The 15,442-nt window shown below is 66.5% G+C and carries 14 protein-coding genes; 10 read left to right on the forward strand and 4 right to left on the reverse strand.

Going from position 1 to position 15,442, the window contains the following annotated elements; all coding sequences use genetic code 11:
* Window positions 1-110 precede the first annotated feature (110 nt).
* The 7 genes from AC07WS_RS14985 to fdhD all read left to right on the forward strand — a co-directional run bounded on the left by AC07WS_RS14985 (window position 111) and on the right by fdhD (window position 7,804).
* On the forward strand, window positions 111-1,565 hold the full coding sequence (locus AC07WS_RS14985; RefSeq protein ID WP_494729849.1) for a Ppx/GppA phosphatase family protein: 1,455 nt from the start codon (window positions 111-113) through the stop codon (window positions 1,563-1,565).
* Between the two features lie 15 nt (window positions 1,566-1,580).
* Window positions 1,581-2,369: a substrate-binding periplasmic protein gene (locus tag AC07WS_RS14990; RefSeq protein WP_494729850.1), complete on the forward strand. Its 789-nt coding sequence runs from the start codon at window positions 1,581-1,583 to the stop codon at window positions 2,367-2,369.
* Window positions 2,370-2,385: 16 nt separating this feature from the next.
* Entirely contained in the window at window positions 2,386-5,016 is a 2,631-nt protein-coding gene (locus tag AC07WS_RS14995) for an ATP-binding protein (protein WP_494729851.1), read from the forward strand.
* Window positions 5,013-5,390: a response regulator gene (locus AC07WS_RS15000; protein ID WP_494729852.1), complete on the forward strand. Its 378-nt coding sequence runs from the start codon at window positions 5,013-5,015 to the stop codon at window positions 5,388-5,390. The genes AC07WS_RS14995 and AC07WS_RS15000 overlap by 4 nt, the downstream gene beginning before the upstream one ends.
* Before the next feature lie 127 nt (window positions 5,391-5,517).
* On the forward strand, window positions 5,518-6,051 hold the full coding sequence (locus tag AC07WS_RS15005) for a hypothetical protein (RefSeq protein WP_494729853.1): 534 nt from the start codon (window positions 5,518-5,520) through the stop codon (window positions 6,049-6,051).
* A 107-nt stretch (window positions 6,052-6,158) separates the two neighbouring features.
* Entirely contained in the window at window positions 6,159-6,932 is a 774-nt protein-coding gene (locus AC07WS_RS15010; RefSeq protein WP_494729854.1) for a GNAT family N-acetyltransferase, read from the forward strand.
* A 53-nt stretch (window positions 6,933-6,985) separates the two neighbouring features.
* On the forward strand, window positions 6,986-7,804 hold the full coding sequence (gene fdhD / locus AC07WS_RS15015; protein ID WP_494729855.1) for a formate dehydrogenase accessory sulfurtransferase FdhD: 819 nt from the start codon (window positions 6,986-6,988) through the stop codon (window positions 7,802-7,804).
* 44 nt (window positions 7,805-7,848) lie between these two features.
* Here fdhD and AC07WS_RS15020 read toward each other — a convergent pair whose 3' ends face one another.
* A complete protein-coding gene (locus AC07WS_RS15020; protein ID WP_494729856.1) occupies window positions 7,849-10,170 on the reverse strand; it encodes an FdhF/YdeP family oxidoreductase in 2,322 nt (773 codons plus the stop codon).
* Window positions 10,171-10,243: 73 nt separating this feature from the next.
* Here AC07WS_RS15020 and AC07WS_RS15025 point away from each other — a divergent pair, with 73 nt between their 5' ends.
* Window positions 10,244-10,501, forward strand: a complete 258-nt coding sequence (locus tag AC07WS_RS15025) for an ArsR family transcriptional regulator (protein ID WP_494729857.1) — start codon at window positions 10,244-10,246, stop codon at window positions 10,499-10,501.
* Here the strand turns inward: AC07WS_RS15025 and AC07WS_RS15030 are convergent.
* Complete coding sequence (locus AC07WS_RS15030) at window positions 10,498-11,472, reverse strand: PEP-CTERM sorting domain-containing protein (protein WP_494729858.1); 975 nt, start codon at window positions 11,470-11,472, stop codon at window positions 10,498-10,500. The two genes, AC07WS_RS15025 and AC07WS_RS15030, sit on opposite strands and share 4 nt — an antisense overlap.
* A 161-nt stretch (window positions 11,473-11,633) precedes the next feature.
* Between AC07WS_RS15030 and AC07WS_RS15035 the strand changes: the two genes are divergently transcribed.
* Together AC07WS_RS15035 and AC07WS_RS15040 are read left to right on the forward strand one after the other, a co-directional pair.
* The gene (locus tag AC07WS_RS15035; protein ID WP_494729859.1) at window positions 11,634-12,101 is read left to right on the forward strand and encodes a nuclear transport factor 2 family protein; all 468 of its coding nucleotides are present in this window, start codon (window positions 11,634-11,636) and stop codon (window positions 12,099-12,101) included.
* A gap of 25 nt (window positions 12,102-12,126) precedes the next feature.
* Window positions 12,127-12,690, forward strand: a complete 564-nt coding sequence (locus tag AC07WS_RS15040; RefSeq protein WP_494729860.1) for a TetR/AcrR family transcriptional regulator — start codon at window positions 12,127-12,129, stop codon at window positions 12,688-12,690.
* Here AC07WS_RS15040 and AC07WS_RS15045 read toward each other — a convergent pair.
* Window positions 12,677-14,212: a COG3904 family protein gene (locus tag AC07WS_RS15045; RefSeq protein ID WP_494729861.1), complete on the reverse strand. Its 1,536-nt coding sequence runs from the start codon at window positions 14,210-14,212 to the stop codon at window positions 12,677-12,679. The genes AC07WS_RS15040 and AC07WS_RS15045 overlap by 14 nt on opposite strands.
* Window positions 14,213-14,253: 41 nt before the next feature.
* On the reverse strand, window positions 14,254-15,441 hold the full coding sequence (locus tag AC07WS_RS15050; protein ID WP_494729862.1) for a DUF1501 domain-containing protein: 1,188 nt from the start codon (window positions 15,439-15,441) through the stop codon (window positions 14,254-14,256).
* Window position 15,442: the final 1 nt, after the last annotated feature.

Below are 15,442 nucleotides of genomic sequence, written 5' to 3' on the forward strand. Positions count from 1 at the left end.
TGTCATCAGCCGGTAACAAACTGCGCTTATCGTGATTATAATCATGTAAATCGTTTAGTTTGATTCACCCGCGAGCCTTCGTTGCCGTGTGCCGAGAGAGGCTTCCAAATATGTACGCTGCAGTAGATCTGGGTTCCAACAGTTTTCGCCTCCACATCGGCAAGCATGACGGGGAGGCGATCCGCGTCCTGAAGTCCGTGCGCGAGCCGATCCGCCTGGCCGCAGGGCTGGACGAGCAGGGCAACCTGACCCCCGCCGCCATGCAGACCGCGCTGGCCTGCCTGAAAAACTTCCGCGCCGTGCTGGCCGCCTACCGCCTCGACGGCGTGCGCGTGGTGGCCACGTCGGCCATGCGCGTGGCGCGCAATTCGGCCGCCTTCCTGCCCGAGGCCGAACTGGCCATCGGCTACCCGATCGAGATCATCTCCGGCGAGGAGGAGGGGCGCCTGATCTACATGGGCGTGGCCAACGCGCTGGCGCTGCCGGGCGAGCGCCGGCTGGTGATCGACATCGGCGGCGGCTCCACCGAACTGATACTGGGGCGCGGCCAGGAAATCGAGCAGGTCGAATCGTTCAGCGTCGGCACGGTCAAGCAAAGCCTGTCGTTCTTCATCGGCGGCCGGGTCGACGCGCCCTCGTTCGAGGCGGCCATCCTGTCGGCGCGCAGCCATTTCGAGGACGCCGCGCCGCCATATCACCCGCAGTTCTGGAAGCAGTGCTACGGCTCCTCCGGCACCGCCCGCACCATCGCCGACATCATCGTCAAGAACGGCATCGGCCGCGAAGTCAACGCCGAAACCCTCAGCGCCCTCAAACAGCGCTTCATCGAATTCGGCCACGTCAGCCGGATCGAGATGGCCGGCCTGCGCCCCGACCGCGCCGCCACCATCATCGGCGGCCTGGCCATCCTGATCGGCCTGGTGCGCGAGCTCGATATCCCGGTGGTGCAGCCGATCGAGGCCGGCCTGCGCATGGGCGTGATGTGGGACCTGCATCTGCGCTCGACCAAGCGTGACCGCCGCGAGCAGTCGGTGCAGGCCTGCCTGCTCAAGTTCCACTGCGACGAACGGCGCGCCAACCGCGTGGCCGACGACGCGCTGGCGCTGTACGCGCAGACCAAGCCGGCCAGCGACCAGTACACCCGCCACCTGTACTGGAGCGCCCTGCTGCACGAGATGGGCATGGTGGTGTCGCACACCGGCTACCACAAGCACGCCGCCTACATGATCGAGAACGCCGACCTGCCGGGCTTCACCTCGCGCGAGCAGAAGACCATGGCCCGGCTGATCGCCGCCCACAAGGGCAATCTGCGCAAGGTGGTCGACGCGCTGGCGGAGCCGGACTTCACCAGGGCGGTGGTGGCGCTGCGGCTGGCGGTGCTGTTCATGCACTCGCGCCTGGACATCGACTTCACCCTCATCAAGCTGCGCATGAAGAGCCGCATCGAACTGGAAATCCGCCGCGAATGGATAGGCGACCATCCGACCCTGTCCTATTGGCTGGAGAAGGAGCAGGAGCAGTGGGATGAAGTTGGGGTAGACTTCAGCATACGCACTATCGGCTGATCGCCAGGGAGGTCTATGAGCAAGGACGGCATACATCGCAGCTGCTCCGGCGCGCTGTTGGCGTTGTCGTTGCTGTCGCCCGCCGCCCACGCGGCCGGCGCGAAGGAGACGGTCGCCCTGTGCTTCGAGCAGCAGGACGTGCTGCCGTGGCGCACCAGGCAGGGCGGCGGCCTCAATTTCGCGCTGCTGAAGATGGTCGAGCAGCGGCTCGACATCCGCTTCGACTACCAGAGCATCCCGTGGAAGCGCTGCCTGGCCGAGCTCAAAGCCAATGCCGTCGACGGCGCCTTCGCCGTCAGCTACAAGCCTGACCGGCGCGAGCTGGGCGAATATCCCGGCGGCCTGCAGATCGACGCCGGCAAACGCATGCACATCGATAGCTACGTGGTGGTGCGCAGAAAAGGCAGCAAGGTGGAATGGGACGGCAAGAGCTTCCACAACCTCGACGGCGCCATCGGCTTCCAGCTCGGATATTCGGTGGGCGACGTGCTGCGCGCGCAGAACGTGGAGGTGGACGAGGGCAGCCAGCGCGCCGACGAACTGGCGCGCAAGCTGATCGCCGGCCGCGTGGCGGCGGCGGCCATCGGCGGCAGCGACGCCAACGGCTTGATGCACGGCCCGCTGGCGCCGCAGCTGGAGGAGCTGCCCATCCCCATCATCGAAAAGCCGTACTTCCTGATCCTCTCGCACGGCATGCTGGCGGCGCGCCCGCAACTGGCGGAACGCATCTGGCACGCCATCGAGGAAGCCCGCAACAGCGCGGCCTACCGCAAACTGGAAGCGGCCGAAGGAGTCCGTCATTGATACGCGCGGCCCGCCATTGAGCGGCGGCGGCCCGCTGGCGCGCCTGCGCGGCGCATGGCGCCGCAACATCCTGCTGCGGCTGGGGTTCGGCATCTTCGTCTCGGTGGCGCTGTCCACCGCCATCTACACCACCTACGTGCTGCAGGCGCTCAAAAGCGAGGCCGAACAAAACCTGCGCGAACGCGCCGAGCGGCTGACGGCCGTGCTGTCGCAGGCGCTGGCGCGGCCGCTGTTCGACATCAACAGCGCGGCCGTCTCCAGCGTGGTGGACGCGTCGGGCGCCACGCCGGAAGTGCTGGTGCTGCGCGTGCTGGCGCCCAACGGCGCGGAACTGGCCAGCTACGTCTCGCCGCTGCGCGAGCCGGTGGCGGCGATCAAGGTTCACCGCGACATCCGCTTCACCGACGTGCGGCGCAGCTATGCGGTCGGCTCCATCGAGCTGGCCTTCTCGCGCCAGCAGATCGACCAGGACCTGCGGCGCCAGCTGTTCAACACGGTGGCGGCCAATTTGCTGCTGGCGCTGGGCATCGTGCTGTCGATCTTCGTGGTGGGGCGGCGCGCCGCGCGGCCGTTCGCCGACATCCAGTCCGGCCTTGAGAAGCTGACGCGCGGCGAGACCGACATCAAGCTGTCCGGCATCGACCGCGAGGACCAGGTGGGCCGCCTGTCCGGCGCCGTGCTGCGCTTCCGCGACACGCTCACGCGCCTGCGCGACGCCGAATCCGAGCTGCGCGAGTTGAACGGCGAGCTGGAACTGCGCATCGCCGCCCGCACCGGCGAGTTGACCAGCTCCATGCGGCAGCTGGGCGACAGCCAGGCCAAGCTGCAAACCATCCTGGACACGGCGCTCGACGCGGTGGTGCGCATGGACCTGGCCGGCCGCATCGTCGGCTGGAACGCGCAGGCCGAGCGCATCTTCGGCTGGAACCGCGACGAGGCGCTGGGGCTGGCGCTGGACAAGACCATCATCCCGGCGCGCTACCGCTACGACCACCGGCGCGGCATGCAGCGCTACATGGCCGGCAGCGGCCCCGCCAAGGTGCTCGACGCGCGCATCGAAGTGGTGGGGCTGCGCCGCGACGGCAGCGAGTTCCCGATCGAGCTGGCCATCACCCAGGTCAAGTCGGAAGGGCAGGATAGCTTCGAATTCTGCGCCTTCATCCGCGACATCAGCGACCGGCGCGAGCGCGAACAGAAGCTGGTCAACGCCAACATCGCGGCGGAAGCGGCCAACGTCGCCAAGTCCGAGTTCCTGGCCAATATGAGCCACGAGATCCGCACGCCGATGAGCGCCGTGATCGGCATGGCCTACCTGGCGCTGCGCACCGAGATGACGCCCAGGCAGTTCGACTACATCAGCAAGATCCACCGCGCCGCCTTGTCGCTGCTGGGGATCATCAACGACATCCTGGATTTCTCGAAGATCGAGGCCGGGCGGCTGGACGTGGAAGCCATCCCGTTCGCGCTGGAGGACGTGCTGGCCCACGTCTCCAGCGTGACCGCGCAGCGCGCCGAGGACAAGCGCCTGCGCTACCTGGTCTCGACCGCGCCCGGCGTGCCGCGCTACCTGGTGGGCGATCCGCTGCGACTGGGGCAGGTGCTGGTCAACCTGGTCAACAACGCGGTCAAGTTTACCGCCGAGGGCGAGCTGGAACTGCGCTGCGAGCTGGGCGCGGACGCCGCGGCGGACGGCCAGGCCACGCTGCGCTTCTCGGTGCGCGACACCGGCATCGGCATGACGCAGCAGCAGAAGGCCAAGCTGTTCCGCGCCTTCAGCCAGGCCAACGGCTCGACCACGCGGCACTACGGCGGCACCGGCCTGGGGCTGTCGATCTCGCAGCAGCTGGTGCGGCTGATGGGCGGGCGCATCGACGTCGAGAGTGAGCCGGACTTTGGCTCGACCTTCCATTTCGAGCTGCGCTTCCCGCTGTCCGACGCGGCGGCGGTGTCGGTGCAGGCGGCGGTGCATCAGGGGCCGGTGGGCGACCTGACGCTGCTTGCCTCGCCGCGCCGCGCGGCGCGCGTGCTGCTGGCCGAGGACAGCGCGGACAACCAGGACGTGATGGTGGAGCTGCTGGAGCTGCAGGGCATCGAGGTCGACGTGGCGGGCAACGGCCGCGAGGCGCTGGACTTGCTGCAGGCCGCCGGCCCGGACGTCTACGACCTGGTGCTGATGGACCTGGGCATGCCGCTGATGGACGGCCACGAGGCCACGCGCCTGCTGCGCCAGGACGCCCGCTTCAACGAACTGCCGGTGATCGCGGTGACCTCGCACGCGCTGGCCGGCGTGCAGGCGCAGTGCATGGACGAGGGCATGCAGGACTACATCACCAAGCCGGTCGATCCGCAGCGCCTGTACGGGGCGCTGTCGCGCTGGCTGGGATTGTCGATGAAGGCGCTGCCGCCGGTGCCGCCGCGCGCCGATTCCGGCCTGGTCGACGCCCGCCAGGCGATGACGGAGTTGCGCGCGCTGCTGGCGGAGTTCAGCGGCGACAGCGTGGATTATTTCGGCAGCGTGCGCGCCTCGCTGGCGACGCTGCTGCCGGCGGCGGCGATGACCCGCCTGGCCAATCACATGGCGCACTATGAATTCGAGGCCGCCGGGAAGCTGCTGGCGGCGGTCGCACAGGAACAGGAGGACTCATGAACGTCAAAGCCAACCGGCCCACGATACTGATCGTCGACGACACGCCCGACAATATCACGCTGCTGGCCAATCTGCTGAAGGACAAGTACAACACCAAGGTCGCCACCAGCGGCGCGACGGCGCTGCAGATCGTCGCCGCCTCGCCGGTGGACCTGATTCTGCTCGACATCATGATGCCGGACATGGACGGCTTCGAGACCTGCCGCCGCCTGAAGGCCGATGCCCGCAGCAGCGCCATCCCGGTGCTGTTCCTGACCGCCAAAAGCCTGGCCGAGGACGAGGCCATGGGCCTCAGCCTGGGCGCTGTGGATTTCCTGCGCAAGCCCGTCAATCCCGATGTTTTGTTTGCCCGTGTCGCCTTGCATTTGCGTTAAGACAAGCAAAAACATCATAAATGATATATATTGTTTATATTGTTGAATAAAAAATGGAGTTGGTATGAACAAAACTGTCAATGGCCTCCTGAATGGAAAAGCCCCAGCGCTGCCGAAAAAACCGGCCGTGAAACCCGCAAGCAAGGCTGCCGCCAAGCCGGTGGTCAAGGCCGCCGTCAAGCCTGCGGCGACCAAGGCCGCAGCCAAGCCGGCCGCGCCGAAAGCCGTCGCCAAGCCGGCCGTTAAGGCCGCGCCGAAAGCCGCGCCCAAGGCGGCAGCTAAGGCAGCACCTAAGGCAGCACCCAAGGCCGCACCTAAGGCCGCAGCAAAGGCAGCCCCTAAGGCCGCCGCCAAGCCTGCAGCTAAAGCCGTCGTCAAGGCAGCGCCGAAGGCGGTCGTCGCCAAGCCGGCCCCGCTGGACGCAGCCAAGGACAAAACCCGTAAGGAAAAACTGGTGCGCGACAGCTTCACCATGCCGGAAGCGGAATACGCGGTGCTCGGCCAGGTCAAGAAAGCCTGCCTGAAAGCCGGTTTCGAGATCAAAAAGAGCGAACTGCTGCGCATCGGCGTGGCCCTGATCAGCCAGATCGATCTTGCTACCCTGCAAAATGTGTTGTCCGGCCTGCCGCAACTGAAGACCGGCCGCCCAAAGAAAGCCTAAATAAAAAACAACACTTCGGCCCATGTCACGGAACTGACACCACCTTGTCATTTTCCTGAAGTATTCGACCGTTACGCTTGCTTCGTCTCCCACAGAAAGGATGAAGCATGCAAACTTCGATCATACAAGCCGACGTCCGAGCAGCGTCCGGTAAGCTGGTACTCAGTATGGCAAGCACACCGGAAGAGCTGCGCGAAGTGCAGCGCTTGCGCTACAAGGTGTTCATCGAAACGATGGGATTGAGTTCGCTGGTCCGCGAGGATGGCCTGGACAGCGACGAATTCGACGAGCACTGCGATCACCTGATCGTGCGCGATACCAGCACGCTCAAGGTGGTGGGCACCTACCGCCTGCTGAGCGCCGCGCGCGCCCGCAAGCTGGGCCGCGTCTACTCCGAGGGCGAGTTCGATCTGGGCCGCCTGAACAATCTGCGTGGCCGCATGGTGGAAGCTGGCCGCGCCTGCATCCATCCCGACTACCGTGGCGGCAGCGTCATCATGCTGCTGTGGTCCGGCCTGGCCGAATACATGCGCCGCGAGAACTGCGACTACCTGGCCGGCTGCGCCAGTATCAGCCTGGCCGATGGCGGCCACAATGCGGTCGCGGTCTACCAGTCGCTGGCCGGCGCCCACCTGGCCCCGTCCGAATACCGCGTCACCCCGCACCTGCCGTTCCCGTTCTCGAAGCTGGAAGCGGCGCAGAAGCCGCAAGTGCCGCCGCTGTTGAAGGGCTATATGCGTTCGGGCGCCTGGATCTGCGGCGAACCGGCCTGGGATCCTGATTTCGAAAGCGCCGACCTGTTCCTGCTGCTGCCGCTGGCGAACCTGGACGGCCGCTACGCCCGCCACTACGGCGTGGCCGGCGAACAGCTCGCTGCGTGATGTGCTCCCACCCCGTGTAGAATAAGCCGTTGTGCTTATTCAGCGGGGCTGGGATGAAGTTTGAAACAGAGGCGGAACGGTCTGGATTGCAGGAGCGCGCCGTGTTGCGCCGGCGCGGCACGGCGCCGCAGGACGCCGCCCGCGGCACCGACCGCGTCGCCGAGGAAATGCCGGTGGCGCTGGTCTTCAATGGCATCTCGCATGCCGTCATGATGGTCACGCCGCGCGAGCTGGAAGCGTTCGCGCTCGGCTTCGCGCTCACCGAGGGCCTGGTCGGCAAGGCCGCCGACGTCTTCGATATCGAGCTGCGCGAACATGCGCGCAGCTTCGAGGTCGCGCTCACCATCGCCCAGGAAGAATTCATGCAGCTCAAGCAGCAGCGCCGCTCGATGGCGGGGCGCAGCGGTTGCGGCGTGTGCGGCGTCGAGAGCCTGGCGCAGCTCGATCTGCAGCCGGCGCCCATCGGCGCGGCGGCGCTGCACGATGCGGATGCGCTGCCGCCCGCCATCGCCCGCGCGGCGGCGGAACTGGGCAAGCACCAGGAGCTGATGCAGGCCACCGGCGGCGTGCATGCCGCCGCGTGGTGCGACGCCGCCGGCGCCGTGCTGCGGGTGTGCGAGGACGTGGGCCGCCACAACGCGCTCGACAAGCTGATTGGCCACCTGGCGCGCGACGGCGTGGACATGCGGCGCGGTTTCGTCTTCATGTCCAGCCGGGCCAGTTATGAACTGGTGCGCAAGGCTGCGCGCATGCACATCCCGATGCTGGCCACCATCTCCGCTCCCAGCACGCTGGCGATCGATGTCGCCGTCGAAGCGGGCGTGAAGCTGGTGAGCTTCTGCCGCCAGGACGGTTGCGTCGAATATACCTAGCTTTTACCCCGCACGGCCAGGCGTATCGCTAATCGCTTGGGTGGTTATTCGGCTGACGATTGCTCGGCCGACAGCTGCAGCAGAACCGGAATCGATTTCGAGGTCGGCGTGCCGGCGCCGTCGGCGGTGCTGTGCAGCGGGACCAAGCCGTTCGTCTCCGGGAAGTAGGAACCCAGGCAGCCGCGCGGGATGTCGTATTCCACCAGCAGGAAACGCTCGGCGCGGCGCTCCACGCCGTCGTCCCACACGCTGACCAGGTCCACCCACTGGCCGTTGCGCATGCCCAGCATCGCCAGGTCGTCGCGGTGGATGAACACCACGCGGCGCAGGCCGAACACCCCGCGATAGCGGTCGTCCATGCCGTAGATGGTGGTGTTGTACTGGTCGTGCGAACGCGCCGTCATCAGCGTCATCAGGCGCTCGCCGTGCAGCGCGCGGGCGCGGTGGATGGGCGTGTCGGTGTCGACCGCGTGCGGCACGAACTGCGCCTTGCCGCTGGCGGTGCGCCACTCGCGCTCGCGCGAGGCCACGCGCAGGTGGAAGCCGCCCGGCTTGGCCACGCGCGCGTTGAAGTCGTGGAAGTCGTCGAACACTTTTTCGATGGCGTCGCGGATGCGGGCGTAGTCGCTGCCGTAGCCGATCCAGTCCACCTTGCCGCTGCCCAGCGTGGCGTGCGCCATGCGGGCCGTGATCATGGTCTCGGACAGCAGGTTGTTGGAGGCCGGCGTGTTCATGCCGTAGGACAGGTGGACCATGCTCATCGAATCCTCCACCGTCACGCCCTGCGGCACTCCGGCCTGCATGTCGATCTCGGTGCGGCCCAGCGTCGGCAGGATCAGCGCGTCCTTGCCGTGCACCAGATGGCTGCGATTGAGCTTGGTGGCCACGTGCACCGTCAGCTCGCAGGCGCGCAGGGCGTCGAAGGTGAGCGGCGTGTCCGGCGTGGCCATGGCGAAGTTGCCGCCCATGCCGAAGAAGACTTTGACCTTCCCGTCCAGCATGGCCTGGATGCTCTCCACCGTGTCGTAGCCGTGCGCGCGCGGCGGCTCGAAGCCGAACACCTGCCGCATGCGGTCGAGGAAGGCCTTGGCCGGCTTCTCCTCGATGCCCATGGTGCGGTCGCCCTGCACGTTGGAGTGGCCGCGCACCGGGCACAGACCGGCGCCGAGGCGGCCGATATTCCCGCGCATCATCATCAGGTTGGACAGCATCTGGATCGTCGCCACCGCGCCCTTGTGCTGGGTCAGGCCCATGCCCCAGGTACTGATAACTTTTTTACCCTGGATGTAGACCTCCGTCAGCGCCTCGATCTGCGCGCGCGGCACGCCCGATTCGGCCAGCAGCTGGCCCCAGTCCTGGGCGCGCAGGTCCTGCTCGAAGGCCTCGTAGCCGCTGGTGTGGGCGGCGATGAAGTCGCGGTCCAGCAGGCTGGCCTGGCCGGCGGCCAGCGCCGCGTCGTCGCGTTCCACCAGGCGCTTGGCGATCGCCTTGATCAGCGCGAAGTCGCCGCCCAGCCTGGGCTGCACGAACATGCTGCTGATGTCGGTGCTGGAATTGGTCAGCATTTCCACCGGATGCGAGGGGCTGGTGAAGCGTTCCAGCCCGCGCTCTCGCAGCGGGTTGATGGAGACGATGGTGGCGCCGCGCCTGGCGCAGTCGCGCAGCTCGCCCAGCATGCGCGGGTGGTTGGTGGCCGGATTCTGGCCGAAGATCAGCAGCGTGTCGGCGTGCTCGAAATCCTCCAGCGTGACCGTGCCCTTGCCGACGCCGACGGTGCCCGGCAGGCCGCGGCTGGTCGGCTCGTGGCACATGTTCGAGCAGTCGGGGAAGTTGTTGGTGCCGTACATGCGCACGAACAGCTGGAACAGGAAGGCCGCCTCGTTGCCGGTGCGGCCGGAGACGTAGAACGTGGCCTGGTTCGGATCGGGCAGGGCGCGCAGGTGGCGGGCGATCAGCGCGAAGGCGTCGTCCCAGTCGATGGGCAGGTATTTGTCGCTGGCGCTGTCGTAGACCATCGGGTCGGTCAGGCGGCCGTGCTGTTCGAGCTGGTAGTCCGATTGCGCCAGCAGTTCGGTGACGGTGTGGGCGGCGAAGAAGTCGGGCCGCACGCGCTTGCTGGTGGCTTCGGCCGCCACGGCCTTGACGCCGTTCTCGCAGAACTCGAAGGTGGAGGCGTGTTCGCGATCCGGCCAGGCGCAGCCGGGACAGTCGAAACCGTCCGGCTGGTTTTGCTTGAGCAGTGTTTTGTAATTGCCGCCGGCGACCTTCTCGCGCACCAGGTTGATCGCCACCTGTTTCACCGCGCCCCAGCCTGCGGCTGCGTGTTGATAGCGTTCGATGCGTCCTTCGGGTTTCGTCTTTTGCATGCCTTGATCCAGTCTATCTTGTTGAGCGGAGTATAGTGCAGAATTGCGCCTTTGCGCTTGACGGGTGTGTCGTATGGATGAAGAGGTGATGGCCGCGCTGGTCGGCGTGCTGGAGGCGCTGTGGCGCATCAATGCGGAGTGGCCGGACAAGCCCTGCACGCTGGCCAAATTGAGCAAGCAATCGGAGCGCCCGATGTCGGTGCTGCGCCGCCAGCTCACGCTGTTGGCCGATGCCGGCTGGGTCGAGGTGGAGCTGGAGGAGGGCGGCGTCGCCGGCACCGTGCTGCTGACCGATAGCGGCCGGCAGTTGGGCCGGGAGTTGTTCGCCTAAACCTGCTGCGCGCGCCGGCGGCGCATGGCCAGCAGGCCGGCGCCGGTCAGCAGCATCGCGTAGGTGGCAGGTTCCGGCACGGGCGCCAGCTGGTAGTGATACAGCGCCAGGTGCAGGTTGGGATTGGTCAGCGACTGGTCGCTGTGGTCCGGGTCGACCACCTGTTCGATGTACATGTCCAGCGCACCGTTGGCGCCTTCGCGCAGCGCCAGTCCTTCCATTTCCAGATCGCCCAGGGGCTGCGGCAGGCGCAGCACTTCCTCCACCGCGCCGGTCAGCAGGTTGCTGCGGTAGATCGACTGCGTGTCGTTGTCCGAGGCCATGTACAGCCAGTCGCCGATCACCTTGGCGCCCTGGATGCGCGACAGCGGGGCGTCCAGCGTGATCGTGTGGCTGAAGCTCCAGTCGCCCAGGTTGTAGACGTTGATGGTATTCCCGTTCTGCCACTCCTTGCCGTAGCCGACGCCGTGTTTGGCGTCCACCGCGACCCAGCTGGCCAGGTCCTTGTTCGGATTGGCCGGCGTGCCGCCCAGTTCATAGGTCTGGCCGGTGTAGCTCAGGTCCGAGGCGTTGAACAGCGCCACGTGCGGCTTGGTGTAGCCGGCGGTGGAATCGAGCGAGGCGTAGATGATGCCATTGTGGTAGTCGATATCGCCGATGTGGTTCAGGCCCTGCGCCAGCAGCGCGGCCGGGATGCCGGGCTTGAGGCCCCCGGCCAGCGTGAGCGAGGAATTGCGCTGCAGGGAGTCGAAGTTGTCGTTGGCGCGTTCCAGGCCGTACTGCCACGAGAAGAACCATTGCTTGCCGTCGGTGGCCATGCCCTGGCTGCGATACAGGCCGGTGAAGGAATCGGGCGTCGGCGTGTGCATGTAGAAGTTGTCGACGCCGGCGAGTTTCCAGCTATCGGCCGCGTGGGCCGGGACGAGCGCCGCAGCGCTCAACGCCAGGGCCAGCAGGGTGGGAATGCGCATGATCTGCTCCATTATCAAATTGGAATGCAGTTATGCTAACCCTATTTTATGACCGGCCCACGACAAAGAGGTGCTCCGGAAAATCCGCTTGCAATCGTTGAGGGCGGGGACTACACTTCGTTTGTACCGTTCGGTACAAACTACATGAAAAGGTAATCAAAATGACACGTCCACCCCTCCCTCCGTTCACCCTTGAAACCGCAGTCCTGAAGGTCCGCCTGGCAGAAGACGGCTGGAACACGCGCAACCCGGAAAAGGTCTCGCTGGCCTACACCGAGGACTGCCGCTGGCGCAACCGCGCCGAATTCGTCACCGGCCGCGCCGCCATCGTCGGCCTGCTGACGCGCAAATGGACGCGCGAACTCGAATACCGCCTGATCAAGGAATTGTGGGCGTATGAGGGCAACCGCATTGCAGTTCGCTTCGCGTACGAATACCATGACGATTCCGGCCAGTGGTATCGCGCCTACGGCAACGAGAACTGGGAATTTGCCGAAGACGGCTTGATGCGCCACCGCCTGGCCAGCATCAACGAAGCGCCGATCGCGGCGGCCGACCGCAAGTTCCATTGGGACCTGAACGGCCCGCGTCCGGCAGACCATCCGGGCTTGAGCGAGTTCGGATTCTGAATGGGCGTTTTTTAAGAAAGCAGCTATGGCAAGAACGACGGTTGAACGCGGCGATGTGATCCCGCTGCTGGCGGAAGTGTTCCGGACTTACGGCTTCGAGGGCGCAAGCCTGACCCGTATTTCCGAGGGCACCAAGCTTGGCAAGGGCAGCATCTATAACTTTTTCCCCGGCGGTAAAGACGAGATGGCGGACGCCGTGCTGGCCGAGATCGACGGCTGGTTCCGCGATCAGGTGTTCCAGCCGCTGCGCACCGCCGACAACGCGGCGCAGGGGATAGAGCGGATGTTCGTCGCGGTCGGCCGTTACTTCGAGTCGGGCCGCAAGGTGTGCCTGGTGGGGGTGTTCGCGCTGGGGCATGAGCGCGACCGCTTCACCCTCAAGGTGCAGGGCTACTTTGCCGAGTGGGTGGCCGCGCTGGCCGATGCGCTGGAGCGCGCCGGCCGCGACGCCGACACCGCGCAGGCGCTGGCGGAAGACACGGTCGGCGCCATCCAGGGCGCGCTGGTGCTGGCGCGCGCCGCCGGCGAGCCGGCGCTGTTCATGCGCGCACTGGAGCGTCTGCAGCGGCGCCTGGTCAGCGCGGCGTAGTGTCCTGATACATGGCTTGCAGGGCCATCGCGCGCTGCGCCGGCGGCAGCGACATCACGCCGCGGTTCAGCGACTGCACCGCGTCGCAGTAAACCGTGGCCTGGTCTTTGTGGGCCTCGATATCCGACATGACCTTGAGCTGTTCCGGCGTCAATCGGGACGCGACGCCGGCCAGCACCTGGCGCGCCTCGGCGGAAACCGGCTTGCCGGCCTGCGTGCCGGGCGGCGCGGACAGGGCATTCATCAGGAACGATTTTTCGTGCGCGATCACGGCGGCCGGCAGCGTCGCCGTGATATCGAGCTTGCCGTTCAGCAGACGCGCGCAGGCCTCATCGCTGACGTCGCGCGCGGCGTTCAATTCATCGAGCATCAGCTTCCCGAAATCGAGCAGGGTGGTGTCGTCCGCGCTTTGCAGCAGGCGCGGGATGGTTTGCGACGCCACCGCCCGCGTGGCGTTCTGTATGTCCTTGTCGGTGCCGCCGGCTGTCTTGACGGCCCAGGCCTTGTCGGCCATCTCGTTGAGGATGCCCGGGAAACGACGGTCGTATGCCTGCAGCAGCGGCATCTCCTTCAATGTCAGCAGCAGCTCGGCCCTGGTCTTCAGGCCGGCCAGCGCGTAGCCGCCTTCGCCGCCCAGCGACACGCGGGTCAGGACGTTGGCGGCGATCATTTCGTCGCGGCTCGGATACCACATGCTTTCGGCCGGCGTGCGCGCGATGTGGCGCAGGAAGTCCTCGGGCAGCCCCGCCTTGCGGTAGACCGCGGTCATCGCTTCGGTGGCGAGCGTCTGTGCCTGCGGATCGCCGCCCGCAAAGCTGGGCTGGTGAAAGCCGATCTGCGCGTTCGGTGTCGCCGCGCGGTCCTGGCCGGCCAGGAAAATATAGGTGCAGGCGCTGACGCAGCGGTTCTCGACGTAGGTGTTCAGGTGCCGTTCGCCGACCGCCTCCATCAGCAATCGCGCTTCGCGCAACCTGCCGCCGTTCGAATTGAGCACGAGGATTTTGGCGTTCGGTGCGGCGTCCATGGCCTTGATCGCGACGGCGGCGGAGCCTTCTCCCAAGGTGCCCTGCAGGATGATCGCCTTGCCGTCGGGCGAAGCACTGACCTGGATGACGCCAAGCGGGTCCTGGCCTGTCGCGATCAGCCCGAGTTCGTGCAGCTGCGGGGCGATGGAGCCGAACAGCCTTGAGACGGTGGCGATGGTGCCGAGTACGACCACGACGCGCGCCGCGATCGCCCAGCCCCTGGAGCCCCCGCGCGTGGCGTGCCTGCCGGCGGAGCGCCAGATCCCGACCGAGGACCACACCCATAACGACAGCGCAAACAGATGCTGGACGATGCTGGCGATCGCGATGGACTGCAGCGACGCATTGCCCATGGCCGCGAGGATGGCCGAGGAAAGCAGCGTGGCGCCGGTGAGGAGCAGCGAGCCGTTGAGCCAATAAGAGACGGGGAGGGTGAGTTCGCCCCGCCAGTGCCGGAGGAAGTAGTTGGCTTGTGACGGTGCGGCTTGGTCGTTCAATTTTTACCTTCGTGATCGCAGCGTCCTGCGTGAAGCCTCCATCATACCAGCCCGATGTCGCGCCCCCTGGTGCCGAAGATATGTTCGACCTGTCCCGCATTGAGGCCGTACATGCGCGCGAGCAGGCCGCCGAACATGGCGCGGTATTCGTTGAGCACCGGGTAGTCGCGGTTCTGGAACAGCGTGGCCTGCTCCACGCGTATCTGTTCGCCGCGCACCTTGCCGCCCTGGACGCCGCCGCCCAGCACCCAGTACACGGAGCCGTGTCCGTGGTCGGTGCCGCGGTTGCCGTTCTCGCGGAAGGTGCGTCCGAACTCGCTGACCACGATCACCACCGTGTCCTTCCAGTCCGGCCCCATCTCCTGCGCGAAGCCGGCCAGGCCGCGTCCCAGTTCGTCCAGCCGGCCGGCCAGGTAGCCGGTGGCGCCGCCCTGGCCGACGTGGGTGTCCCAGCCGCCGACGTCGACGAAGCCGATGTTGTACTTGTCCTTCATCAGCTTGGCGATGCGGCGCGCCTCCAGTTCGAAGCCCTTGGCCGTGATGGCGTTGCGGTTGGCCGCGTCCATCTCGCCGATCATTTCCTTCATCACGTCCTCGCGCACCGCGAAGCCGTCGCGCACCGGCTGCGACAGCGGCGTGCCGTCGTACATGGCGGCGATCAGCTTGGCCTGGCGCGCGTCGACCGAGGGCTTGGCGATGGAACGCAGCGCCATGTTCGGCAGCTGCACGCCGCCCTGCATCACCAGCGGCAGCTGGTCGGTGAAGGAGATGGCGCTGGCACGGTCGGCGGTCAGCATCTGCGCCAGCCGGTTCAGGAAGCCGGAGCGGTAGTCGCGCGTGCGGTCCAGCGCCTGTCCGAGCTCGATACTGTCCTGGGTTTCGAAGTGGCTGCGCGAGATGTCCTCGGTGCCGGCGAACGGCACGAACGCCGCCTGGCCGGCCGTGAACAGCGGGTAGATGCTGTCGCGCAGGGCCGGATGCAGGCCCCAGTCGCTGTCGATGGGCAGGGCGGAATTGAGTTCGGCGCTGGGCTTGGGCACGGCGATGTTGGGCCGCGCCTGGTAGTAGAACTGGCTGGAGATCGGCACCAGCAGGCTGGCGGCGTCGTAGCCGCCGCGCATGAAGACGAACAGCAGCCGGGACTTGCCGGCCGGTGCGGCCCACAGATTGCCCGCCATCGCGGGCAGCGCCAGCGCGGACAGGGACTTGAGCAGGGTACGGCGTTGCATG

This window comes from Duganella sp. GW821-FHT01E12 (genome assembly GCF_059422325.1).